The 24,567-nt window shown below is 56.3% G+C and carries 25 protein-coding genes; 10 read left to right on the forward strand and 15 right to left on the reverse strand.

What is annotated here, in order from left to right:
- The first annotated feature begins 40 nt into the window (after nt 1–40).
- Nucleotides 41–547: an aggregation factor core gene (locus tag AC0L7R_RS12150; RefSeq protein WP_473657150.1), complete on the forward strand. Its 507-nt coding sequence runs from the start codon at nt 41–43 to the stop codon at nt 545–547.
- A 2-nt stretch (nt 548–549) separates the two neighbouring features.
- Here the strand turns inward: AC0L7R_RS12150 and nusB are convergent, their stop codons facing one another.
- The 4 genes from nusB to xseA all read right to left on the reverse strand — a co-directional run bounded on the left by nusB (nt 550) and on the right by xseA (nt 4,275).
- Nucleotides 550–1,017, reverse strand: a complete 468-nt coding sequence (gene nusB / locus AC0L7R_RS12155; RefSeq protein ID WP_247126483.1) for a transcription antitermination factor NusB — start codon at nt 1,015–1,017, stop codon at nt 550–552.
- The gene (locus AC0L7R_RS12160; protein WP_473657151.1) at nt 1,014–1,547 is read right to left on the reverse strand and encodes a 6,7-dimethyl-8-ribityllumazine synthase; all 534 of its coding nucleotides are present in this window, start codon (nt 1,545–1,547) and stop codon (nt 1,014–1,016) included. The genes nusB and AC0L7R_RS12160 overlap by 4 nt, the downstream gene beginning before the upstream one ends.
- Complete coding sequence (gene ribB, locus AC0L7R_RS12165; protein ID WP_247126479.1) at nt 1,547–2,677, reverse strand: 3,4-dihydroxy-2-butanone-4-phosphate synthase; 1,131 nt, start codon at nt 2,675–2,677, stop codon at nt 1,547–1,549. The genes AC0L7R_RS12160 and ribB overlap by 1 nt, the downstream gene beginning before the upstream one ends.
- A 77-nt stretch (nt 2,678–2,754) precedes the next feature.
- On the reverse strand, nt 2,755–4,275 hold the full coding sequence (xseA, locus tag AC0L7R_RS12170; protein WP_473657152.1) for an exodeoxyribonuclease VII large subunit: 1,521 nt from the start codon (nt 4,273–4,275) through the stop codon (nt 2,755–2,757).
- 71 nt (nt 4,276–4,346) lie between these two features.
- Between xseA and purD the strand changes: the two genes are divergently transcribed.
- A complete protein-coding gene (purD, locus tag AC0L7R_RS12175; protein ID WP_473657153.1) occupies nt 4,347–5,600 on the forward strand; it encodes a phosphoribosylamine--glycine ligase in 1,254 nt (417 codons plus the stop codon).
- Between the two features lie 151 nt (nt 5,601–5,751).
- Here the strand turns inward: purD and AC0L7R_RS12180 are convergent, their stop codons facing one another.
- The 5 genes from AC0L7R_RS12180 to AC0L7R_RS12200 form a co-directional block, all read right to left on the reverse strand.
- On the reverse strand, nt 5,752–6,258 hold the full coding sequence (locus tag AC0L7R_RS12180; protein WP_247126473.1) for a CarD family transcriptional regulator: 507 nt from the start codon (nt 6,256–6,258) through the stop codon (nt 5,752–5,754).
- 188 nt (nt 6,259–6,446) lie between these two features.
- Nucleotides 6,447–6,782: a ferredoxin FdxA gene (gene fdxA / locus AC0L7R_RS12185; RefSeq protein ID WP_216036352.1), complete on the reverse strand. Its 336-nt coding sequence runs from the start codon at nt 6,780–6,782 to the stop codon at nt 6,447–6,449.
- A 49-nt stretch (nt 6,783–6,831) separates the two neighbouring features.
- The gene (locus AC0L7R_RS12190; protein ID WP_247126472.1) at nt 6,832–7,227 is read right to left on the reverse strand and encodes an RNA-binding S4 domain-containing protein; all 396 of its coding nucleotides are present in this window, start codon (nt 7,225–7,227) and stop codon (nt 6,832–6,834) included.
- Nucleotides 7,224–9,938, reverse strand: a complete 2,715-nt coding sequence (locus AC0L7R_RS12195) for a helicase-related protein (RefSeq protein WP_473657155.1) — start codon at nt 9,936–9,938, stop codon at nt 7,224–7,226. The genes AC0L7R_RS12190 and AC0L7R_RS12195 overlap by 4 nt, the downstream gene beginning before the upstream one ends.
- Nucleotides 9,939–9,965: 27 nt before the next feature.
- Entirely contained in the window at nt 9,966–10,526 is a 561-nt protein-coding gene (locus tag AC0L7R_RS12200) for a tetratricopeptide repeat protein (RefSeq protein WP_473657156.1), read from the reverse strand.
- A gap of 66 nt (nt 10,527–10,592) precedes the next feature.
- Here AC0L7R_RS12200 and AC0L7R_RS12205 point away from each other — a divergent pair, with 66 nt between their 5' ends.
- The 5 genes from AC0L7R_RS12205 (at nt 10,593) to AC0L7R_RS12225 (ending at nt 16,358) form a co-directional block, all read left to right on the forward strand.
- Nucleotides 10,593–10,880: an SCP2 sterol-binding domain-containing protein gene (locus AC0L7R_RS12205; protein WP_247126467.1), complete on the forward strand. Its 288-nt coding sequence runs from the start codon at nt 10,593–10,595 to the stop codon at nt 10,878–10,880.
- A gap of 3 nt (nt 10,881–10,883) precedes the next feature.
- On the forward strand, nt 10,884–11,819 hold the full coding sequence (locus AC0L7R_RS12210) for an alpha/beta fold hydrolase (RefSeq protein ID WP_473657157.1): 936 nt from the start codon (nt 10,884–10,886) through the stop codon (nt 11,817–11,819).
- A 31-nt stretch (nt 11,820–11,850) separates the two neighbouring features.
- Complete coding sequence (locus AC0L7R_RS12215; RefSeq protein WP_473657158.1) at nt 11,851–12,858, forward strand: ligase-associated DNA damage response exonuclease; 1,008 nt, start codon at nt 11,851–11,853, stop codon at nt 12,856–12,858.
- Nucleotides 12,855–14,444 (forward strand): ATP-dependent DNA ligase, encoded by a 1,590-nt coding sequence (locus AC0L7R_RS12220; RefSeq protein ID WP_473657160.1) that lies wholly within the window; start codon nt 12,855–12,857, stop codon nt 14,442–14,444. Before AC0L7R_RS12215 ends, AC0L7R_RS12220 begins: the two co-directional genes overlap by 4 nt.
- Nucleotides 14,445–14,537: 93 nt before the next feature.
- Nucleotides 14,538–16,358, forward strand: a complete 1,821-nt coding sequence (locus AC0L7R_RS12225) for a M3 family oligoendopeptidase (RefSeq protein ID WP_473657161.1) — start codon at nt 14,538–14,540, stop codon at nt 16,356–16,358.
- Between the two features lie 54 nt (nt 16,359–16,412).
- Here AC0L7R_RS12225 and AC0L7R_RS12230 read toward each other — a convergent pair whose 3' ends face one another.
- From AC0L7R_RS12230 to AC0L7R_RS12240, 3 genes are all read right to left on the reverse strand, one after another.
- A complete protein-coding gene (locus AC0L7R_RS12230; protein WP_473657162.1) occupies nt 16,413–17,378 on the reverse strand; it encodes a Gfo/Idh/MocA family oxidoreductase in 966 nt (321 codons plus the stop codon).
- 99 nt (nt 17,379–17,477) lie between these two features.
- On the reverse strand, nt 17,478–18,374 hold the full coding sequence (gene rpoH, locus AC0L7R_RS12235) for an RNA polymerase sigma factor RpoH (protein ID WP_247126455.1): 897 nt from the start codon (nt 18,372–18,374) through the stop codon (nt 17,478–17,480).
- A 179-nt stretch (nt 18,375–18,553) separates the two neighbouring features.
- Entirely contained in the window at nt 18,554–19,585 is a 1,032-nt protein-coding gene (locus AC0L7R_RS12240; protein WP_348109300.1) for an RluA family pseudouridine synthase, read from the reverse strand.
- Here AC0L7R_RS12240 and AC0L7R_RS12245 point away from each other — a divergent pair.
- Nucleotides 19,557–19,880, forward strand: a complete 324-nt coding sequence (locus AC0L7R_RS12245; RefSeq protein WP_348419806.1) for a DUF6476 family protein — start codon at nt 19,557–19,559, stop codon at nt 19,878–19,880. The two genes, AC0L7R_RS12240 and AC0L7R_RS12245, sit on opposite strands and share 29 nt — an antisense overlap.
- Before the next feature lie 44 nt (nt 19,881–19,924).
- Here the strand turns inward: AC0L7R_RS12245 and AC0L7R_RS12250 are convergent, their stop codons facing one another.
- From AC0L7R_RS12250 to AC0L7R_RS12260, 3 genes are read right to left on the reverse strand one after another with little or no spacing between them, the layout of a single operon-like run.
- Nucleotides 19,925–20,938, reverse strand: a complete 1,014-nt coding sequence (locus AC0L7R_RS12250; RefSeq protein WP_473657164.1) for an extracellular solute-binding protein — start codon at nt 20,936–20,938, stop codon at nt 19,925–19,927.
- The gene (locus AC0L7R_RS12255) at nt 20,908–22,293 is read right to left on the reverse strand and encodes a sensor histidine kinase N-terminal domain-containing protein (RefSeq protein ID WP_473657165.1); all 1,386 of its coding nucleotides are present in this window, start codon (nt 22,291–22,293) and stop codon (nt 20,908–20,910) included. Before AC0L7R_RS12255 ends, AC0L7R_RS12250 begins: the two co-directional genes overlap by 31 nt.
- Nucleotides 22,290–22,955 carry a response regulator transcription factor gene (locus AC0L7R_RS12260; protein WP_348109304.1) on the reverse strand — a complete coding sequence of 222 codons (666 nt, stop codon included), beginning with the start codon at nt 22,953–22,955 and terminating at the stop codon, nt 22,290–22,292. Before AC0L7R_RS12260 ends, AC0L7R_RS12255 begins: the two co-directional genes overlap by 4 nt.
- A gap of 155 nt (nt 22,956–23,110) precedes the next feature.
- Here AC0L7R_RS12260 and AC0L7R_RS12265 point away from each other — a divergent pair, with 155 nt between their 5' ends.
- Nucleotides 23,111–24,076, forward strand: coding sequence for a Bug family tripartite tricarboxylate transporter substrate binding protein (locus tag AC0L7R_RS12265; RefSeq protein WP_348109305.1), 966 nt, complete (start codon nt 23,111–23,113; stop codon nt 24,074–24,076).
- Entirely contained in the window at nt 24,076–24,564 is a 489-nt protein-coding gene (locus AC0L7R_RS12270) for a tripartite tricarboxylate transporter TctB family protein (RefSeq protein WP_473657166.1), read from the forward strand. The genes AC0L7R_RS12265 and AC0L7R_RS12270 overlap by 1 nt, the downstream gene beginning before the upstream one ends.
- Nucleotides 24,565–24,567: the final 3 nt, after the last annotated feature.

Here is a 24,567-nt window from a genome sequence, read left to right on the forward strand (position 1 = left end):
CGCTAAGTCGCTCAAAGAGCCGAAAACAAAGGATAGCCCAATGCGTTTGCCGATCATCGCCCTTTCCCTATTTGCGACCTCCGCCACAGCGCAGGGCCTGACAGTCCAGTTCCAAGATGGCGCACCAAAAGACAGCATCACACTGCTGAACGCTGGCTGCGCGATTACAAACGTGACCGTTACGCTCGATTTGAACGGGTCCAATGGTGGCCTCATTTTCGATACCAGCGCACAAGGTGCCGGCGTTGAGGTCTTTCAACCCGTTGAAGTTTTGACCGAAAACGTCATTACAAGTGCTGTGACAGACGGCGATAAAACGCTGGATATTTCAGTGGGCATGCTGCCAACGGATGCGATGATCCGCCTCACAGCCGATCTTGACGACACCATTGTCGGCGGCCGTCAGATCACAGTGACAGGGTCGGAAATCGCGGGCGCTACAGTTGCGGTCGCAGTGGACGACTACGTGACGCAAGGCGTGTTTGGTGATGATGGTCTAGCTTATATCGACATGACAAACGCATCGACAGGCTGTTTGCCAAGCTGATTCTAGAACGCGTCCGGCTGGGCCTCGCGGGCCATGTGGTCCAGCACGGCATTCACGAACTTGGATTCTTTGCTATCCGGCGCGAACGCTTCAGCGACACCAACAAATTCAACGATTACGACCTTGGGCGGCGTGTCTTTCAGGCTTAGTTCAGCGCCTGCGGCACGGAACAAAGCACGCAATGTCGGGTCGATCCGGCCAATCGGCCATTTTGCAACCAAGGCGCGGTCGGTCATTTGGTCGATAGCCGCTTGATTATCAACGGCATATTCCATCAGCGCGTGGAATGTATCAACGTCGCCCTCTTGCATTTCAACGTCGTCAAACACCTCGCCAAAGCGATGGTCTTTGAATTCGATCATCACCTGATCAACGGTCTGACCAGACGATTCCATCTGAAACAACGCCTGCACTGCATAAAGCCGTGCCGCTGATTTCATCTTGCGCCGTTGATTGTTCGAAATGGTCATGCCGTCGTTTTGCCTTGCTGCGCGAGAAGAATGTCGCTGGTGAACCCGATACCCTTATCAGGACGGCCCCACTTACGGCTGAGTGCGATCAGGTGCAAGGCCGCAGCGGCCGCACCGCCACCTTTGTTTTGATCAGCGGGGTCGGCACGCACCTGCGCTTGTTCATAATTCTCAACGGTAAGGATACCGTTACCGATGCACACACCTTGCAGGCCAAGCAGTTGGATCGCCCGCGAACTGTCATTGCAGACCGTATCGTAATGCGTCGTCTCACCACGGATCACGCAGCCAAGGGCAACATAGCCGTCAAAATTGCTCATCCGTTCGGCGATACTGATTGCCGTCGGAATCTCCAAAGCACCGGGGACGTTCACGATGTCCCACGTACCACCGGCCTGTTCGATTTCGGCCTTCGCGCCCGCGATCTGATGGTCGGACAGATCCTTGTAATAAGGCGATGCGACGATCAGCACTTTCAAAGGCTTATCGAATTCCGGCAGCGGCATGATGTAGTGAGACGGTCCAGCCATTATCCAAGCTCCGAAATTTTGCGTGTCCCAACGATTTCAAGGCCGTAGGCCTCGAGCCCGACGATCTTTGGCGTCGGTGAATTGGTCAGCAGTTCAATTTTGTTCAGGTTCAAAGAACTCAGGATTTGCGCCCCAAGCCCGTATTGCCGCAAGGTTTTCGGCGACACATCATCTGCGACTTCCAACTTCATTTCCGTATCGCGCAACAGCACAACAACACCACGCCCTTCGTCGGCGACAGCTTGCATAGCGTGACCAAATTCAGCGGCGCGGCCTTTCGGTCCAGTGCCGATCACGTCCAACATTGGGTCCATTGCGTGCATCCGCACCAGTACAGGCGCGTCACCTGTAATGTCGCCCTTGGTCAGCACGATGTGTTCATCGCCGTGGGCTTGGTCGGAATACACTTTCATATCCCAATCACCGCCGAATTCAGAGGTAATCACCTCTTCGGACTGCACCTTCACAAGGTTGTCGTGGCGACGGCGATACGCAATCAAATCGGAAATTGTCCCGATCTTCAGCCCATGCAATTGCGCGAAAGACACCAGATCAGGCAGACGCGCCATTTCGCCGTCGTCCTTCATGATCTCGCAAATCACACCAGACGGGTTCAGGCCAGCAAGGCGGGAAATATCTACGGCTGCCTCAGTATGGCCAGCACGCACCAGCACGCCACCATCGCGGGCCCGCAGCGGAAACACATGGCCCGGTGTCGCGATGTCAGCGGCACCTTTGCCAGCATCAATCGCCACAGCGACCGTACGGGCGCGATCGGCAGCAGAGATACCTGTCGTTACGCCCTCGCGTGCTTCGATCGAGACGGTAAAGGCGGTTTCATGACGGGATGAATTCTGTGCTGCCATCAAAGGCAAATCCAGCGCGTCCAAACGTTCGGATGTCAGTGTCAAACAAATCAAACCACGTCCATGGGTCGCCATGAAATTCACCGCATCCGGCGTCGCCATCTGGGCAGGAATCACCAGATCGCCTTCGTTTTCACGATCTTCATGATCCACCAGCACAAACATCCGGCCATTGCGGGCGTCGTCGATGATTTCTTCGATGGGTGAAATCGCTTCAGACCAGTCTTTTTCGACCTGACCCGGTTCTTCAAAATTCAACGTCATAAGTGTTCCCGCTTTGCTTGCCCGTCAAATAGCCCAGCCCCCCATGTTTGGAAAGGGCGCAGGTCTGTCACATCACGTCAGAACAACGACCCTTGTGGATTGCTGTTCAACGTCACGCGGCCATCGGCAAATTCGACCTCCAAATCACGCGCAGCTTTCGCCGCTTTGGTGTCCGTCACAACCTGCCCGTCACCGCGTACAACGGCGTAGCCACGTTTTAACGTTTCTTTATACCCTAAGGTTTCGCGCAGACGGTCCAACGCGTCCAATCTAGCTTGTCTTTCAGACTGTTGGCGGCTCGCACGATCCGACAGACGACCAATGAGGTTGGTCAATTGTTCGCCTTTGCGGGTCACGTCACCTTGTACCAGACGAGGTTGAAGCCCGCGTGCGACCTGCCCGAAAGATTGGGCTTTATCGTTCAGTTTGCGTTGCAATGCAGGCGTTAACCGCCCGCCAAGATCATCCAAGCGTCGCCGTTCTGCCGCGATTCCACGCGCCAACGTCGCAGGACGCAAAGCGCCGCCAGCGTTCGACAAGGCGATTCGTTTCTTCGCCGCCGCTGCATTCAAAGCACCGGGCAGACGTTCGCCCAAGTAGTCCAAACGCTGCCGTGGCCCTTCGACCAAGGTTTCGACCTTCGGCAATGCCCGCCCCAGATCGCGCACCCGTTGTTGGCGCTGGGTGACGCCGGTCGAAAGCGCACGGCTCAAACGTGCGCCCTGCTGATCCACCCAAGCCAACAGATCAAGCCGCACGGGCACCGCCAATTCAGCAGCCGCCGTTGGCGTCGGTGCCCGCATATCGGACACGAAATCGATCAAAGTGGTATCCGTTTCGTGACCCACAGCCGAAATCAACGGAATGTCAGACGCGGCAGCGGCACGCGCCACAACTTCTTCGTTGAACCCCCACAAATCCTCGATTGATCCGCCACCACGGGCGACGATCAACAAATCAGGTCGGGGCAGCGCCCCACCCGGTGTCATGGCATTAAAACCGTCGATAGCGCGCGCCACCTCGGTTGCACTTTTCTGACCTTGGACCGCAACAGGCCAAACCAGCACCTTACGCGGAAACCGATCCCGCAAGCGGTGGAGAATATCGCGAATAACCGCGCCGGACGGGGATGTTACGACGCCGATGACCTCTGGCAGATACGGCAGTTCCTTCTTGCGCTCTGGTGCGAATAATCCTTCCGCAGCCAACGCCGCCTTGCGCTTTTCCAACATGGCCATCAATGCACCCGCACCCGCAGGCGCGATGTCTTCGATCACCATTTGATACTTCGACTGACCGGGGAATGTGGTCAATTTACCGGTTGCAATGACCTCCATCCCCTCTTCGGGTTGTTGAGCCAATGCCACAGCACGGCCTTTCCAGATGATACCGGCCAGCACCGCCTTATCATCCTTCAGATCCAGATACAGATGCCCAGACCGCGGCCGCGACACACGTCCGACTTCGCCCCGCACCCGCACATGCGAAAACCCGCCTTCGATGGTTTTCTTCACCGCACCCGAAATCTCGGACACCGAAAATTCCGGGGCATTGTTGCCCGCTTCGTTTTCGGGGCCTTCGTCGTCGAATAAGTCCATGTGATCTGCCCTTGCTGCATGCTCGCGCGGACTTTAGAACGCCTGACAACAAAGGCCAACGGGGACACGCGATGAATATTTTGATTTTGGGCAGCGGCGGGCGCGAACACGCGCTGGCATGGGCAATCCAACAGAACCCGAAATGCGACCGGCTGATCGTCGCCCCCGGAAATGCAGGCATTGCGCAGATGTGCGAATGCGCCAGCGTCGACATCATGGACGGCGATGCTGTGGCAGCCTTCGCCGCTGAAAACGCTGTGGATTTTGTGGTCGTCGGACCCGAAGCACCACTCGCCGTCGGCGTCGCAGATCGCCTACGGGACGCGGGTCTGCTGGTCTTCGGTCCATCGCAAGAGGCCGCGAAGCTTGAAGCATCCAAGGCCTTTACCAAAGAAATCTGCGACGCGGCCAACGCCCCAACCGCTGGCTACGCGCATTTCACCGACGGCGACGCGGCACTGGCCTACGTGCGCGACCAAGGCGCGCCCATCGTTGTCAAAGCTGATGGCTTGGCTGCAGGCAAAGGCGTCACCGTTGCGATGACCCTGCCCGAAGCGGAGGCCGCGATCATTGACATGTTCGACGGCAACGACGGCGCGGAAGTCGTGATCGAAGAATTCATGGACGGCGAAGAAGCATCCTTCTTCGTACTCTGCGACAGCACATCCATTCTGCCCGTTGGCACGGCGCAAGACCACAAACGCGTGGGCGACGGCGACACGGGCCCAAACACTGGCGGCATGGGGGCCTACTCCCCCGCCCCTGTCATGACCGATGCAGTGACGCAAAAGGCGCTCGACGAGATCATCAAGCCAACAATGGATGAAATGGCGAAACGCGGCACGCCTTTTGAAGGCGTTCTGTTTGTCGGCCTGATGATCAAAGACGGCCAGCCGCGCCTTGTGGAATACAACGTGCGCTTTGGCGATCCGGAATGCCAGTGCCTGATGATGCGTTTGGGCGGTCAGGTTCTTGACCTGCTACAGGCCTGCGCCGAACATCGCCTCGCCGACATCAACGCGACATGGGCGGACGACCACGCGATGACAATCGTCATGGCGGCTAACGGCTATCCGGGCGCTTATGAAAAAGGCAGCGTGATCAAAGGACTCGACGCCCTTCCCGAAGACAGCGGACATATGACCTTCCACGCTGGCACCACTGAAAAAGACGGACAGATCACTGCGACTGGCGGACGTGTCTTGGCGGTCACCGCACGCGCGGATACGCTCAAAGACGCTCACGCAATGGCCTACAAAATGACCAAAGACATCGACTGGCCCGGCGGTTTTTACCGCACCGATATCGGATGGCGCGCGCTTTAACTTCCTTTGGCCTTAAATATCTCGGGGGGTCGCCTTTCAATTTGCGCCATTCGTCTGATCGACAATGGCGACGGGCTGGCCCCCAATCCGACCCAACAAAAAAAGGGCGACACACGCGTGTCGCCCTTTTCCATTTCAAATGTTCACAAAATTATGCGGCGCGACCGACCAAAACAGATGTCACTTCTTCGACCGCAGCCGTTTCGTCACTGCCTGCAACAACCGCAATCTCGCGTGTCAAACGCTCCAATGCCGCTTCATACAACTGACGTTCTGAATAGCTTTGCTCGCGCTGGTCGTCTTGACGGTGCAGATCGCGAACAACTTCCGCAATCGCGATCAAATCGCCAGAGTTGATCTTTTGCTCATATTCCTGCGCGCGGCGGGACCACATGGCTTTCTTGACCTTCGCCTTACCACGCAGTGTCTTCATTGCATGCGACACAACGTCCGGCGTCGCAAGCGACCGCATACCAACGTCGATGGCTTTGTTCGTCGGCACTCGCAACTTCATCTTGTCTTTTTCAAAGACGATGACAAACATCTCAAGGTCAAAGCCCGCGACCTCTTCTTTTTCGACGGCAATAATTTTGCCGACACCGTGGGCGGGGTACACAACAAATTCGTTCGGGCTAAAGTCTAACTTCTTCTTGCTCATGATGGTCCTTTCATGGCGGTTATTGCGACACGCGACGACAAAAAACCGGCGGAACCAAAAGGTACCGTCGGATGCATGGCGTCTTCGGAATGTGTCAAATCGTAGCGTTCATTGCGGAAGAGTGTATCACAAAAAACGCCCCGATAAAAGCGGGGCGTTGGGAAAGGTCAAATGGGGGTAAATGTGGCTTAACCGCCTTCACCCGGGGCTTCGGAAAACAATTCCATCTTGCCTTCTTTGCCGTCCATTTCTTCCGCATTCGGAAGCTGGTCTTTCTTGGTGATGATGACCGGCCACATTTCGGAATACTTGCGGTTGAATTCAACCCACTTTTCCATGTCAGGCTCTGTGTCCGGGCGGATCGCGTCAGCCGGGCATTCCGGTTCGCACACGCCACAGTCGATGCATTCGTCCGGGTGGATCACCAGCATGTTTTCGCCTTCGTAGAAACAATCTACGGGGCATACTTCCACACAGTCCGTGTACTTGCAGGCGATACAATTGTCGTTGACGATATAGGTCATAGCAGGGTCATCCGTTTATCTCTTGCCCCACCTAGGACAGAGTGTGCGGTCAATCAAGGTCCAAAGGACCATTCCCGCCCCGATGCGTCATCAAGTTCCGGCGATCACGTTTCGTCGGTCTACCTTTCCCATCAAAGCTGGGGTTTTTGGAATGGATGTTCCGCACCGGTTCGGGCGATAGATCTTCGTACAGCGCTTGCGCCTCCGGTGCGGGTCCGCGCCGTGTGCCACACGCAACGATGCGGATCACCTTCGTGTCGGTTTCTTTCACAAATGTCAGTGTGTTACCAGGTCCCACCGATCGCGCGGGTTTGCTGACGGGGGTGCCATCCACGCGGACTTTGCCCGCCGTAATGATCCCCGCCGCAAGCGAGCGCGATTTGAAAAACCGCGCCTGCCAAAGCCATTTATCAAGCCGGATCGTATCGCGGGCTTGGTCCGTCACTTGTTCTTAAGAGCTGCCAATGCCGCGAAAGGATTGTCAGGGTCAATCGCCTTTTCTTTACGCGGTTTTGCCTGAAAACTTTGCGGTTTGTTGCTGTCGCGACCACCGGGTTTGCCCTTTGGCTTACCCTTACCGCGCGGCTTGTTGTCACCACGTGGTTTATCACCGCGCCCTTGCGGACGGCCGCCTTGGCGGTTTGCATTCGCACGACCGCCCCATGTGAAGGTATAGAACACCTCCATCTCGGGCGCTTCTTCAGTCGTTTCCTCGGACACTGCCGGTGCTTCTGACGCGTCGTCTGTCGCAGCTGGTGCTTCTGGCGCCGGCTTCACGGCTTTCACCTTGGCCCGCTCACCCTTGTCGGCCTTGTAGCCGAGACCAGTCATCAGATCCGCGAATTGATCCAGCGTCATGCCAGTAATCGACAGCATATCTGCGGTGCCTTCGAAACCACCACGGCTATCTTGGTCGCGCAGCATATCTGCAAGGCGTTCCAGCATATCAATGCGAATCGCTCGTTCGCCTGCCGCGCGATAACCTGCCATGGCATAGTAACCGGGTGCCGCGCCTTTTTCAGACGGGACTGTCACCAACCCCGGAGGTGGGGCTTCTGGGAATTCGGCAAGATCTTTGGCCAGTGACCACAGCACCAAACGCAAACGCGTCGGCGCAGGCTTCAGCAGCAACGGCATAAAGATTGTGAACTGACCAAAGCGTATACCGTGTTTGCGCAATGCGCCACGTGCGTCTTGGTCAAGGTCTTTGACCTCAGCGGCAACTTCACCGCGTGGGACAATCCCGAATCCTTCGGCCAGACGGAATGCAAAACCTTTGGCGATGCCTTCCAGCGTGTCGTCGTTTTTCAAACCAAGCAGCGGTTCAAACGCGGCGGCAACCTTGCGGTCGATGAAATGCTGCAGGCGGCGTTCCACCTTCGCGGCAACGTCAGACCCGGCTTCATCGTCAACAAAAACAGCAACACCAGGCTTCAGGATATCGGACCCTGCCACCAGTTTACCCACCGCTTGGTCGCCCCACATCAGGCCGCCCTGTTCGGTGAAATCAATTTCAGTATCGGGGGCGTTGTAGAATTTATCAGCACGCAGATGGAAATGCGGGGCCAATGCCGCCACACTTGCCTGACGCAGCGTTTTCGCCTCGTCGGGGCTGCCAGCTTTATCCATACGGAACCGGAATCCTTCCAGTTTCCCCACAAATTCGCCTTCGACTGTTACTTCACCGTTCTCATTAACCTCGGCCACAAGGCTCTCCTTCTGCTTCAACCGCCGCAGCAAAATGCTGGTGCGCCGGTCGACAAATCTTTGGGTCAGCGCACCATGCAGTGCGTCTGATAAGCGATCTTCTACAGCGCGCGTAAGCTCACGCCAATGTGTTTCGTCACGAACCCACCCTTTGCGTTGGGCAACATAAGTCCACGTTCGGATGAACGCGAGGCGCTTAGACAATGTGTCTATGTCACCATCATGACGGTCAATCCGCGCAACCTGCAACGCCAGCCAGCTTTCGTCAACATGTCCTAGCTGATGCAAGTCGCTGTAAATACGGGTTAAAAGTGACGCATGTTCCCCGCGACTGATGCCACGGAAATCTGGAATGCGGCAAACGTCCCACAAAAGCCGCACAGACGGGCCATCTTTTGCCCGTGCCGCAATCAGCGGATCGTCGCCCAGCGCCTTAAGTGCGGCAAGGTCGTCGCTTTCGCGTACGCGGGTCAGCCATTGGTCGTCAGTGCGCATTTCTAACGTCTGTGTCAGGCGTTTGATCGACCCGAATTGCAGGTCGCTATTGCGCCATTGCAGCTTTTTCACCGGCTGGAATTGGTGATCCATGATCGCCTGCGCGACGCCGTCATCCAAGGCGGGCGCCTCACCTGTCACACCAAACGTCCCGTTGGCCGTATGCCGTCCGGCGCGCCCCGCGATCTGCGCGAGTTCCTCTGGAAACAGATACCGCATCCGCTGCCCGTCGAATTTGGAAATCGCCGAGAACGCAACGTGATTGATATCAAGGTTCAGCCCCATCCCAATCGCATCCGTCGCGACCAGATAATCAACGTCTCCGGTCTGATACATCTCAACTTGGGCGTTACGCGTCCGAGGGCTGAGCGCGCCCATGACCACGGCAGCGCCACCCTTTGTCCGACGTAGCAGTTCGGCAATCGCATATACATTTTCAACCGAAAACCCGACAATCGCGGCCCTGCCCGGCATCCGACTTAGCTTTTTCGAACCTGAGTAGGTCAGCTGGGACATCCGTTCACGGTACATAAACTGCGCCTGCGGAACCATCGCCGCAATCGCGGACCGCATCGTTTCAGCGCCTAAGAATAGCGTCTCGCGCAAACCCCGCGCGTGCAAAAGACGATCAGTAAAGATGTGGCCGCGTTCCGCATCGCCACACAATTGAATTTCGTCGATAGCAAGAAAATCACATCCCATGCCTTCGGGCATCGCCTCAACCGTGCAGACCCAATATTGCGTGCGCGGCGGCACGATCCGTTCTTCGCCCGTCACCAAGGCAACGACGCTTGGCCCCTTCACGGCAACAATCCGGTCGTACACTTCGCGGGCAAGTAGGCGCAAAGGCAGGCCAATCACACCCGTCCTGTGCGACAACATTCGTTCAATCGCGTAATGCGTTTTGCCGGTGTTCGTCGGGCCAAGAACGGCCGTAATCCGGGAATTTTGCATGATAATAGTCCCCGGCGGGGCCAGCGATCAGATCGCTTGGCCCTCAATTTCTAAGGCAAGGCGTGCAAGCGCGTCGGTCGCGTCAGGTTCCAACGGATAAATTTCCAGAACCGCTTCATACGCCGCAATCGCTTCGTCGCGGCGCCCCAGTTCTTCCATCAGGATACCCACACCAAACATCGCCCGAAAATGACGTGGGTTCAAAACAAGCGTCTGACGCAAATCATCCAGCGCAGGCCCCATCAGCCCCGCACGAAAATAGGCGGTCGCACGGTGATGATATCCTTCGGCAAAATCGGGCGCATGATCGACCAAGGCTGTAAGATGCTCAATCGCGGCCTGATCATCCCCCTCTTCCAACGCATCGCCACCACGGCGCAGCAACAAATCCATCGCAGCCGACCCGCTTTTTTCGAATCGCGCGATCACGCGGTCGGCGATCCGCGCATGATTGCCCTCATCCGCCTCGCTTAGCTCTTGAAAAAGCCCGTCTAAAGCGGTCTCTTGCGCGAAACTTTGGGTCGTTAACGTTAACGTCACTGCAAATGCCGTAACGGTACGTTTGATGAGATGTGTCAGCGTAGCCATAGTTGTAATGTAACGTGTCAGGCGGCTTTCGCCAGAGGGCATATAAGATTCAAAAAGGATAAACCGATGAGCGACGTAGTGAACGAGGCCGTAGCCCAGTTGAACGCAAAAATGGACGGTGGATTTGACGGCGGCACAGCCAAGTTCGTCATCGAAGACGAAGGGTCCATTATCATTGACGGCGACGGCGCACGTGCAGCCGACGACGATGCAGACGTGACGCTGTCCGCGACAGCCGAAACATTCAAGGAAATCCTTGATGGCGAACAAAACCCGACAGCCGCTTTCATGACAGGCAAACTGTCAGTCGACGGCGACATGGGTCTTGCCATGAAATTGGCAGGCGTCCTGTAAGCCATGGATATTGCACCGTTTCATGACGATGTCGCTTATGGTCCTGACGGCGGGGCGGCCCATTGGGTCACCACTGTCGACGGACTGAAAATTCGTGTGGGTCATTGGACCGGCGCGGACGTCAAAGGAACGGTGCTTATTTTTCCGGGCCGCACGGAATACGTTGAAAAATACGGCGATGCGGCCCGCGAATTTCTTGATGCCAACTATGCAACTGTTTCAATCGACTGGCGTGGTCAGGGATTAGCCGACCGGATGGTTGGCGATCGGCGCATGGGGCACGTGGGGAAATTTGCCGACTATCAAAAAGACGTGTCCGCTGTAATGGATCACGTCAAAGAACTTGGCCTGCCCGAACCCTATTACCTGATCGGCCATTCCATGGGCGGATGCATTGGGTTGCGGGCCTTAATGGAAGGTCTGCCCGTCAAGGCCGCCGCATTTTCCGCGCCAATGTGGGGCATTGGCCTTTCGCCAGTAGTCCGTCCAGGCGCATGGGCCGTGTCGGCGGTAGCAGGCGCTTTTGGTAAAGACAATGTCTTCGCACCGGGCCAGCCACCTGTGTCTTATGTGCTGCGCGAAGATTTCGACATCAACACGCTGACCAAAGACCGCGACATGTGGGATCGTCTTGTCGAACAACTGACCAAATACCCCGATCTGGCCTTGGGTGGCCCGTCGATCAGATGGTTGGGGGAATCGTTGCGTGAAATGCTGCGGTTATCGAACCGCCCGTCTCCGGCCACACCGACTGTCACCTTTTTGGGCACGAACGAAGATATCGTAGACCCTCAGCGCATCAAAGATCGCATGGCAAAATGGCCAAACGGCACCTTGCACATGATCGACAAAGGCGAACACGAGGTCATGTTGGAAACCCCAGCATCGCGCCGGTTTGTCTACGACACGATGATCGCGCACTTTAACGCGCATCCCTAGGCAAACGCACGAATAGCTCTATCCTTTGGGTATGGCAGACGTTCTTACCTTCACAGACCGCGGCATCTACTGTCCGGCGGGCGATTTTTATATCGATCCGTGGCAGCCCGTTGATCGGGCCCTGATCACGCATGGACATTCCGATCATGCGCGTTGGGGCATGAACCATTACCTTGCAACCGCCGCCGCTGCCCCCGTCATGCGCCACCGTTTAGGCGACGTATCGCTCGACACGATCAACTACGCAGAGACGCGCCAAATCGGGGGTGCGACCGTTTCCTTTCATCCCGCCGGCCACGTGCCAGGGTCTGCGCAGATTAAGGTCACCGTGAAAGGCGAAACATGGGTCGCGTCTGGGGACTACAAAACCGTTGCCGACGGCCTGTCAGAACCGTTTGATCCGGTTCGCTGCCACGCGTTTATCACCGAATGCACGTTCGGATTGCCGATCTTCAAATGGACACCCGAAGACATCCTGACGACCCAGATCAACGATTGGTGGGCCGCAAACAAAGCCGCAGGGAAAACATCCGTTCTTGGTGCCTATGCCCTTGGCAAAGCCCAACGATTGCTGACCACGGTGAACGCCGACATCGGCCCGATCCTGACCCATGGGGCGATTGAAAACACCAACAACATTTTGCGTGATCAGGGCATCACTTTGCCCGAAACGATCCGCGTCACGGCTGAAACAAGCGTCAAGGACTACACAGGCGCCTTGGTGCTTGCGACGCCATCCGCGATGGCGGGTTCATGGATGAAAAAATTTGGCCTGACTTCAACCGCATTCGCCAGCGGCTGGATGGCGCTGCGTGGTGTGCGGCGCAGGCGCGGGGCGGATCGTGGTTTTATCGTGTCGGACCATGCCGACTGGGATGGGCTGAACGCCGCGATCAAAGCGACGGGTGCCGAAAAAATTTTTGCCACCCACGGCTACACGGACGCCTTCCACAAATGGTTGCGCGAAGAAGGATATGATGCCCACGTCGTGTCCACAGAATACAACGGCGAAGACACAACAGAGGCGGACGACGTATGAAAGACTTCGCCCAGCTTTTCGCCCGCATCGACGAATCCACCAAAACGACCGCCAAGGTCACAGCACTCGCCAACTATTTCACGACCGCCCCTGACGACGACAAACTTTGGACGATCGCACTGTTTTCTGGCCGTCGACCTAAACGGACCATCACCGCCGGAAAACTCCGCACATGGGCGGCAGAGGTCGCAGGCCTGCCCGATTGGTTATTCGAAGAAAGCTACAACATCGTCGGCGATCTGGCCGAAACGATTTCACTGGTACTGCCACCACCGGAACAGACGGCGGATCAGTCCCTGACCCATTGGATAGAAACGATAAAACAACTTAGCACGATGGACGACGACGCCCGCAAAACAGGCATCATCGACGCGTGGAACACCCTGCCCGATATGCAGAGGTTCTTGTTTACAAAACTGCTGACTGGCGGGTTTCGTGTCGGTGTCAGTACCAAACTGATGACCCGCGCCTTGGCCAAAGCGACCGACCAAGATGAAGCTGCATTAACCCACAAATTGATGGGCAACTGGACGCCCGAAACCACAACATTTCACGCCCTAATCGAAGCGAATGATCCCACCGCAGACCTATCGCGCCCCTACCCGTTCTACCTCGCCTATGGATTGGACACGCTCGACGACCTTGGCGAACCAACGGATTGGAACGCGGAACGCAAATGGGACGGTATTCGCGGCCAGTTCATATTGCGCGGCGGCGAACACCACCTCTGGTCACGCGGCGAAGACCTGATGACAGATCGCTTTCCCGAATTCGCCCAACTGAAAGATTACCTGCCAGACGGCACCGTGATTGACGGCGAAGTACTGGCTTTCGCCAACGATGCCCCCCTGTCGTTCAACGCGTTGCAAAAGCGGATCGGGCGCAAGACCGTTCCGAAAAAACTGCTGGCGGAAGCCCCCGTTATCTTGATGGCCTACGACCTGTTGGAACAAGACGGGACCGATATCCGCGATCAACCGTTGTCTGATAGACGCGCCGCGCTGTCCGCCATCATCGACGCGGCGCCTGACACTGCACCGATCAAACTATCGCAAAGCGTTGCCTTTCAAACGTGGGACGAATTGGCAGCAGAGCGCGATAAATCCCGCGACCTGAACGCCGAAGGGCTGATGCTGAAAAACAAGCACAGCCCGTATTTGGCGGGGCGCAAACGCGGTGACTGGTGGAAATGGAAGGTCGATCCGCTGACCATCGACGCCGTCATGATTTACGCGCAGGCAGGTCACGGCAGGCGCGCAAACCTATTCACCGATTACACCTTTGCGGTCTGGAACGGCAACGAACTGACACCTTTCACCAAAGCGTACTCCGGCCTGACCGACAAAGAGTTTCGCGAAATCACCGCATGGGTGCGCAAAAATACGCTGCAAAAATTCGGGCCGGTCCGCCAAGTGCCTCCGGAACACGTGTTCGAGATCGCGTTCGAAGGTATTCAAGCGTCCCCGCGTCACAAATCCGGCGTCGCTTTGCGTTTCCCGAGGATGCTGCGCTGGCGGCACGATAAACCGGTATCCGAGGCGAACACCCTTGATGATTTGAAACAGATGCTCGCGCTATACGGATGAACCGGCGCATTTGTTCGCACAAAACCCCGCGAGCCTTTTAACACAGGCCGCAATTGCCTATGTACGACTGGAAAGTTCAGAAGAGGTTCCAAGATGCGTAGTCATCCCCAAGTCCATGATGCAAATCCCGCTGGTGGGCACAATCAATTTGGCGATTTGCCAGAATGGGATCTGACCGATTTGTACCCCAGCCCCGATGGTCCGGAAATTACAAAGGACATGGATTGGCTGGACACAGCCTGTGCCGATTTCGCCAGCGACTACGAAGGCACGCTTGATACGCTCGACGCGGCTGGTCTGCTGAACGCAGTGCAACGCTACGAAGAAATCGACGTCATCGCGGGTCGCATCATGTCCTACGCGGGCTTGCGGTACTACCAGATCACAACCGACAGTGACCGCGCGAAGTTTATGGCGGATATGCAGGACAAAATTACTGCTTTCACAACGCCGCTGGTTTTTTACGGTCTGGAATTCAATCGGCTTGAAGATGACCATCTTGCGGGCCTGCTGGACGCCAATGCGGATCTTGCCCGTTACAAACCGGTGTTTGACCGTATGCGGGCGATGAAACCGCATCAACTGTCTGACGAGCTGGAAAAATTCCTGCACGACCAATCCACCGTCGGTTCTGCCGCATGGAACCGCCTTTTCGATGAAACGATGGCCGGTCTGGAATTTGAGGTGAACGGCGAAACGCTGAACCTCGAAGCGACGCTAAACCTGCTGACCGAACAGGACCGCAGCAAACGCGAAGCCGCAACGCACGCGCTTGCCGACGTGTTCCAAGAAAACATCAAGATCTTCGCACGCGTGCACAACACGCTCGCCAAGGAAAAAGAGATTGAAGACCGCTGGCGCAAAATGCCGTCCCCGCAAGCCGGTCGGCACTTGTCTAACCACGTCGAAGCAGAAGTTGTCGAAGCACTACGTGACGCCGTCGTCGCAGCCTACCCGCGCCTGTCGCACCGTTACTATGCGTTGAAAGCCAAATGGTTAGGGCTGGACCGGATGGAAACGTGGGACCGTAACGCGCCCCTTCCCATGGAAAGCGAACGCCTGATCGGCTGGGATGAAGCGCAGCAAACCGTGATGGACGCTTACGCTGACTTTGCGCCAGAAATGGCCGATCTCGCGAAACCGTTCTTCACCGACGGCTGGATCGACGCCCCCGTAAAACCGGGCAAAGCACCGGGCGCATTTGCGCACCCGACAGTCACAACAGTACACCCATACGTCATGCTGAACTACTTGGGTAAACCGCGCGACGTGATGACGCTGGCCCACGAATTGGGCCACGGAGTGCATCAGGTATTGGCGGCGGAACAAGGCGAACTGCTGTCGTCCACACCACTGACGCTCGCTGAAACGGCGTCCGTGTTCGGCGAAATGCTGACTTTCCGCAAACTGCTGGAAGGCGCGAAGACGAAAGAAGAACGCAAGGTTCTGCTCGCTGGCAAAGTCGAGGACATGATCAACACGGTCGTACGTCAAATCGCGTTCTATGATTTTGAATGCAAACTGCACGCGGCACGCGCGCAGGGCGAACTGACGCCAGACGACATCAACGCGCTTTGGATGTCCGTACAGGCCGAATCCCTTGGCGAAGTCTTTGATTTCACACCGGGATACGAAACCTTCTGGGCCTACATCCCGCACTTCGTGCATTCGCCGTTTTATGTCTACGCCTATGCATTCGGCGACGGTTTGGTGAACGCGCTTTATGCGGTCTACGAAGAAGGCGACCCCGACTTCAAAGACAAATACTTCGACATGCTCAAAGCGGGCGGTTCAAAGCACCACAAAGAACTGCTCGCCCCGTTTGGGCTTGATGCCTCTGACCCGAAATTCTGGGACAAAGGTCTGTCGATGATCGAAGGTTTCATCGATGAACTCGAAGCGATGGAAGACTAAACAAAAGGGGCGGCATGGTTTACATGCCGCCCCTTTTCATTCCGCCAAAGCAATTTACTTCGCTGCGGCGTAAATCATATCCAACATCTGTTGCGTGCCACGGCTCCACTCCAGCGGCACGGGATATTCTGCGTCCCCCCTTGCGGCAGCGCTGAAATTCTCGACCTGCCGCACGTAATGGTTTTCCGCAGGCCAGCGTTCAACATGACGCGGCGCGTCCTTCCGATCCAAAATCAGCTCAGCCACATCCGCTTTGTTCGCATTAAACGGACAAGTCAGGCGCAAAACGCCAGTGGTCCCGTGGAACGTCATCTGCTGATAATTCATCATCCGCATCGATACGACGGCTGAAAAACTACAGCTTTCGAAATCCGCGGCAACTTGGGCAAACACATCGACGCCATGCTCATAACGCAGGTTCGCAAGCGTGATGCTCTGCGGTTCCTGCCCCGATACAAGCCGTGCGGCACCGATAGGGTAGACGCCGATATCCGGCAGCGCACCGCCGCCCTTGGCCGGATCGTGGCGAATATTGTCCAGATCGCCCGCGTTATTATAGCTGAACGTGCCGTCAATGTGGATCAGATCACCAATCGCGCCGGATTGGACCAATTCCCGCGCACGGGCGAACTGGGCATGATGCGGGATCATGAATGCTTCGGCAGCAATCAATCCGGACTTGTCCCGCGCCGCGATCAGGTCGTCGAAATCGGACTCTTTCAACGCAATCGGCTTTTCGCACAAGACATGCTTGCCCGCCTCCAGCGCCTTGATCGTCCAAGGAACGTGCAAATGGTTCGGCAAAGGAATGTAGATGGCATCAATCTTTGGATCGGCAAGCATGGCATCATAGTCTGTGTAAACGGCGATATCCGGCGCATAAGTCTGAAAACCTTTGGCTTTCTCGACCGACGATGTTGCCAGCGCCGAAAAATTCGCACCCTTCGCCGCGTGGATTGCAGGCGCCATGTTATCGCGAGCAAAGCTTGATGCGCCCAAGACGCCCCATTGAATTGTCATGTGGTTTCTCCCATTTCGGGCAACGTAGCGGGTCCCTGAAACAAACAAAAGCCGCCGCAGTTTCCCGCGACGGCCTGTATTTCAAATTCTAAGCTGCTTTTAAGCTGTTTCCAGCATCCCACGTTCCCGGGCCAGCTTGTGCATTTCAGACTGCAGCTTTTCAAATGCGCGGACTTCAATCTGGCGAATCCGTTCGCGCGACACATCGTATTTCCCGCTCAGATCTTCGAGCGTGATCGTTTCCTCGGCCAAACGGCGCTGCATCAGAATGTCCTTTTCACGGTCATTCAACACGCCCATTGCCTCGGCCATGATTTCACGACGCGCGTCCAGTTCGTCATGCTCTTCGTAATCCGACGCAGTGTTCGCGCTTTCATCCTCAAGCCAGTCCTGCCACTGCATTGTCCCTTCGCCTTCGGACCCGACAGTGGCGTTCAACGACGCATCACCACCCGACATCCGACGGTTCATGGACACAACTTCGGTTTCAGTCACACCAAGATCGTTCGCGATGCGTGCCACGTTTTCAGGACGCAAATCACCCTCTTCCAACGCACCAATCCGGTTTTTCGCCTTACGCAGGTTAAAGAACAATTTCTTCTGCGCTGATGTCGTCCCGAGTTTCACAAGGGACCAAGATCGCAGGATATATTCCTGAATAGACGCACGGATCCACCACATCGCATAGGTCGCCAAGCGGAACCCTTTTTCAGGATCAAACCGCTTCACAGCTTGCATAAGACCAACGTTCGCTTCGGATATCACTTCGGCCTGCGGCAGGCCGTAGCCGCGATAACCCATCGCAATCTTCGCAGCCAAACGCAGGTGAGACGTCACCATCTGGTGCGCCGCATCTGTATCTTCGTGATCAACCCAACGTTTCGCGAGCATATATTCCTGCTCCGGCTCCAACATCGGGAACTTGCGGATTTCTTGCATATAACGGTTCAGCCCCTGTTCTGGGGACGGTGCTGGTAAATTTGCGTAGCTACTCATGTTTTATACTCCCTACCCTAAAATGGGCGGCCCTATGTTTATGGGCTTAACATGGATATGGGGCCAGTATTGGACCTATTCAAGTGGCCCTACCCCAAATTCGTATTCAATATATGAACACGCCGCGCCGATTGGTGAAGTGGTATTACTGTGCGATCACGCACATGGGACTGTATGTTTCAGCCCTGACCGCCAAGCGCGCGCAGAAGTTCTGCCATATCGTCAGGCATCGGCGCTTCAAATTCGATCTCGTCACCGGTGACGGGATGGACGAAACCCAATGTCGCCGCGTGCAACGCTTGCCTGCGGAAACCAGCCACAGCATCAACACCCGCTTGGCCCACTGCCTTAGGCGACAATTTGCGCCGCCCACCGTAAACCGGATCGCCGATCAGCGAATGCCCGCAATGGGCCATATGTACACGAATTTGGTGGGTGCGCCCCGTCTCCAACCAGCATTCGAGCAACGCGGCGACCGGCGGCGTACCCAGCGATTGCACGATCCGTGCCCGCGTTACCGCATGACGGCCCGTTTCAAACGACACGGCCTGACGTTGACGGTCTGTCTTATGACGACCCAAAAACGTCTGAACCCGCAGGATGTTTGACGCCTCGAACGACGCGCCCTTGATCCCACGCAGGCGCGGATCATTCGACGACGGCTCACCATAGCACAGCGCCAGATACCGTCGTTCGACCGAATGGTCCGCGAATTGCTTGGCCAAACTATGGTGCGCGCGATCAGATTTTGCAGCAACCAGCAGCCCAGTCGTTTCTTTATCAATCCGGTGCACGATCCCGGGGCGTTTCATACCGCCCACACCGCTCAGCGTTTCGCCACAATGGTGGATCAGCGCATTCACAAGCGTGCCACCGGGCGTGCCCGGGGCCGGATGAACGACCATGCCGCTGGGTTTGTTCACCACAATCAGATCATCGTCCTCATACACGACATCCAGCGGGATATCCTCGGCCCCGATATGGCTTTCTTCCGCGACCTCAACTGCAATCGCGATCTCGGCATCCTCAGCCACCCGAAAACGTGGGTCCGTAACCACAACGCCATCCACCTTCACCGATCCATCCGCGATCAGCTTTGCAAGACGCGACCGCGACAGTGATGCTTCCTCTGGCACATCACGGGCCAACGCCTTATCAAGACGCGGCGGCGGATTGTCCGCGATGGAGAAGTTTACAATGGTCGCAGACATGGATGATGTTCCCGAGGCGCTTCCGCCACATCTGACCTACCTGAAACGGCTGGTCACGGTGCTGACGGTTGTGATGATTGCGGGCTTCATACTGATGATCACGATGCTTGTCATCCGCTTGAATCGCGACCCGTTGCCTTTGCCGGACCGGATCACCCTGCCCGAAGGCACCAGCGCCTATTCGTTCACCCAAGGTCAGGACTGGTTTGGCGTTGTGACCACAGACAATCAAATCCTCGTCTATGACCGCGCTAGCAACAGGCTGATCCAAACGATTGATGTCACGGTCCCCTAGTTTCTTTGACGCCCTCCAAATCCCCGCCGGAGGCTCCCGCACTGTCAGTCTTGCACAACAGCAGCGGTCCATTCGTTCAAAAACTGCTGACGCATCAACGGGTCCACAAATACCAATAGACCGGGGTCCAACCGTATCGGACGCAAATGCGGCCCCGCCGCCAAAGCCGCTTCATTGATACGCGGTAAACCCGTTTCATCTTCAATCAACCGCTGACCTTCCTCGGACAACAGAAAATCCAAGAACGATGCGCCCAGATCCGACCGCGTGGCCGTGCGCGGGATCAAGGCGGTTCGCAACAAGACATGCGTAAAATCCAGCGCTTCGATGATAATGGCGTCGCCTTCCGTCAGTCGCTGTGACGCGTAAGATCCCAAGACATTGTAAGCAATCGCAAGTTCGCCGGATTGAACGCCCGCAATCATATCGCCAGTGGTGGTGTATAACTTGGGATCAAGACCACCAATCACCTCGGCCAGCCGCCAACTCGAATCCGACTGACGCGCATCTTGGGTGGCGAACAAATACCCCGCACCGGATCGCGCTGGATCATAAGTGCCAATCCGGCCTGTGAAGGTCGCAGGGTCATCGCGCAAAACGTCAATCAAATCTGCGCGCGTGCGTGGCGGGTTCGCACCAAATGCAGTCGCCGATGCGATAATGACGACAGGTTCTTGCGCGAATGCAAATAGCTGATCGCGCCACCGCGCCCACCCCGGCAGACCAATCGTTTCATCCGATCCATGCGCCGTTGCAAAGCCATCGTTCGCAAGCTTCAGCTGCAAATCCATTGCAGACGAAATCACCAGATCAAACGGCGCTTCCTCTTGTACCGCAGCGTAGACTTGCTGACTGTTGGCAACCGTATAGCGCAACGTCACGTCCGGATTCGCGGATTGGAACGTTGCGATCAAAGGTGCGAATGCTTCGGTGTCTGTCGTCGACAAGATCGACAGTTCAACGGATCCGCCGTCAAAAACGGTTTCTTCTTCGATTTCATACGCGTCGCACAGCGACGCCAGAACGCTTAAGCCAGCGGCAGCAACAAAATGGCGCATGTGCCACCTCCCGATCTCTCTGTTATCTCAAAACTTCCGCCGATGGCACGGGCCACGTCGCGCACGATAGTCAGCCCAAGACCGGACCCAATGACATCGCCCACATTTTCACCACGTCGAAATCGGCCAGCCAATTGCGCCGTATTCCCCGCACCAATCCCACGACCACGATCAAGCACCTTCAGCATCGCCATGCGATCCTTCACGCTCAGTTCTACGTCGACTTCACTATCCGCAAAGGAATATTTTACCGCGTTATCAATTAGGTTGCGCAGCGCGCTTTCGATCAAGAGCCGGTCGAATTGCAGCTCGATCACATCGTCAGGTACGCGGGTCCGCAACGCGATGTCGCGCATATCAGCCGTCGGGGAAAAGCTATCAACAACATCCAACACCAAAGGACCAAGCGCCACTTGTTCGTCCGCACGTTGATCTGTGCGATAAACAACGGTCGCGTGATCCAACAACTGCCCAGCAGAGCGTGCACTGTCATCTACCGCCCTGATTACATTGCGCAATGTCGCCCGCAGCGCATCGTCATCGGTCTGCCGCATCGCAATTTCGGCTTGAACGCGGACCGTCGCAAGCGGCGTTCGCACGTGGTGGGCCGCCTCTGTGATGAAGGTTTCCGTACGCGTCAATGCCCCCCTAAGCCGTGCGATAAACCCGTTCAACGCGTGCATCAGCGGGGCCAATTCCGTCGGAACAGCGCGTTCCACAGGACGTAAATCTTGCGGGCCGCGTCGTCCCATCGCTTCGGCCAATCGGTTCAGCGGCGTCAGGACTGACCGCGCAGTAAAAATTGACAAGATCGCCGCAAAGGCGAAAAAACCAAGACCAAGGGCCGCTGCCCGATTAGCCATCTGACGCGAAATCGCATCTTGGGCTGTCCGCGTTTGCGCCACCAAGACCGTCACCACCTGCGATGTGCCATCGACAAGAACCGACCTCGAAACCGCGCCAGTCCGCACCGTAACCCCTTGATACACCTGCGAAGTAAACGTTGGGGTCAGCCCGCTTAACGACGTGTTCGGTAACGGCAAATCCGCGTAACCAGTGACCGTCTCTTCGCCAACCAAAATGCGATAAAATACGCGATCCTGCCCCGTCGCCCCCAACATCGAAAAGGCCGCGTAAGGAATTTCGACGGTAATACCGTCTTCGCCACCGCGTAATTCCTCTGCAATTGCAACCGTCGCAGCACCCAAGATAGCATCCTGAGTTGTTTCCACAGCCGCGTCTGCAACCGTACGGACGGACAGGTATAGCAACCCCGCCAACACAGCGGCCACAACAAGCAGAATCAGAACCAGCCTTTGGCGAATCGATCCTGCCGGACTGAACAGGTTTTTCATGATTCCGTCAGCCGATATCCAACACCACGCACCGTCTCGATCTTGGCGCGGGACCCTTCCAATTTCTTGCGCAGACGGCCAACGTAAACCTCGATCGCATTGTCGGTCACGGCCTCCGCCGCAGACAGCAATCGGTCGCATAATTGGGCCTTGGAATAGATGCGATCCGGTGCCGCGACCAAGACTTCGAACAACCTCAATTCACGGTTCCGCAGTTCACGTGTTTCACCCGCAAACGTGACGGTTGCCGCGAGCGGATCAAACGTCAAATCAGCATAGCTTAATGCCGTTTGCGCAGCACCACCACGACGCCGAACAACCGCACGAACTCTGGCTTCTAACTCCGCAAAATCAAACGGTTTTGTGACGTAATCATCAGCCCCTGTATCTAGCAATGCAACGCGATCCGCGACCGCCGAACGTGCGGTCATAACGATCACAGGCGTGTCCCGTTTTGCGCGCCTTTGGGACGCCAGAAAATCGCGCCCATCCCCGTCAGGCAACATAATATCAAGCAAGATCAAATCATAACGCGCAGCCGCCAAATGATCCTCTGCATCCGACAGCGAAACAGCCCAGTCAACGGCATGCCCATCCAGCGACAATCGCGTCTGCACAGACTGCCCCAAATCATGGTTATCCTCGACCAAAAGAAATCGCACCGGATCGCCTCTTTTTCATAATCTGCACATTTCCTGAGCACCTGTCAGGTTGCTGTCAGGTTGGGACCAAAACCTAAGGGCACGCAAGGGGGGAGCTTGGCGTGACGAAACGACAACGACCTCCCACGCAATGTGAATACTGGGAGGAAAATCACATGAAAAAGACGCTTCTTGGCGCAATCGCCACCAGCGCACTCTTCGCCTTTTCGGGCACTGCGTCCTATGCCGCAGAATGCATCGCACCTGCGAACCCGGGCGGTGGCTGGGATTTCACATGCCGCCAGATCGGCAAAATCTTGTATGATATCGATGCAGTAGACAGCCCTGTTCAGGTCACCAACATGCCAGGCGCTGGTGGTGGTTTGGCATATAACCACGTTGTCACTGAACGCGCTGACGATGCAGAGCTGATCATCGCGGCTTCATCCGCAACAACAACGCGTCTGGCCCAGAACGCCTATGCAGGCATGACAGCCGATCAGGTTCGTTTTGTGGGTGCCATCGGTGCTGATCCGGGCATCATCGCAGTTGCCGCTGACAGCGAATATCAAAGCCTGAACGATCTGGTCGATGCGATCTTGGCAGAGCCGGGTTCCGTGGCCTTTGCTGGTGGGTCTGCGGTTGGTGGCTTCGATCACCTCAAGCCATTGATGGTCCTGAAAGAAGCAGGCTTCACAGACATCGGTTCCGTTAAATACATCGGTGTTGACGGTGGTGCAGACGCGATCACACAGACCGTCGGCGGCTTCACACAAGCAATGACAGGCGACATGTCCGAAGTTGTGTCTTTCCTCGAAAACGGTGACATCCGCGTAATTGCCGTTCTCACAGACGAACGCGTTCCGGGCTTTGACGACATCCCAACTGCAACCGAACAGGGTTACCCTGTTGTGGCCGTAAACTGGCGTGGTCTGTATGTGCCAAAAGACATCAGCGATGAGCAGTTTGATGCGTGGGCTGGCAAGCTTCAGCAGGTTGCAGACAGCCCAGAGTGGGCGCAAGCAATGGCTGATAACGGCCTGGCACCATTCACTAAAGTTGGCGGTGACTTCCAGTCATACGTTGACGGCCTCGTCGCAGACATCGCGACCATGAGCGCTGAACTGGGGGTTACTCAGTAATGGCATCAGACCGTATTTTCGGTCTGGTTACCCTGATCACGGCAGCCGCGTATATCGCGGCTGCCACTCAGATCCAGACGAATATGTTTTCGGGTGAATTCTTGCCCAAGCTCTTTCCCCTCATGATCGGGGGCGTCGCTGCGCTGTCGTCTTTGGTCTTAATCTTCAAACCCGACCCCGACCCTGATTGGCCCGCATCCCGCACATGGGGTGGGCTGTTCATCGCCGTTCTCGTGTTGGCCGTCTACGCTGTGATGATCACGCCGCTTGGCTTTGTTCTGCCAACCGCGATCACTGCCGCAATCCTAAGCTATCAAATTGCGCCGCACGCTGGCAAAGCCGCGTTGACCGGGCTTGGATTAGCCATCGGTCTGTTCGTGATCTTCAAATACATTCTCATGCTGGGCAACATCGTGGCCTACCGCGTGCCAACCCCAGCCAAGCTGTGGGACGCCATCAGCATTCTCATTCCATTCGTGGGGCACTAATCC

Source organism: Yoonia sp. D2-7 (genome assembly GCF_055809435.1).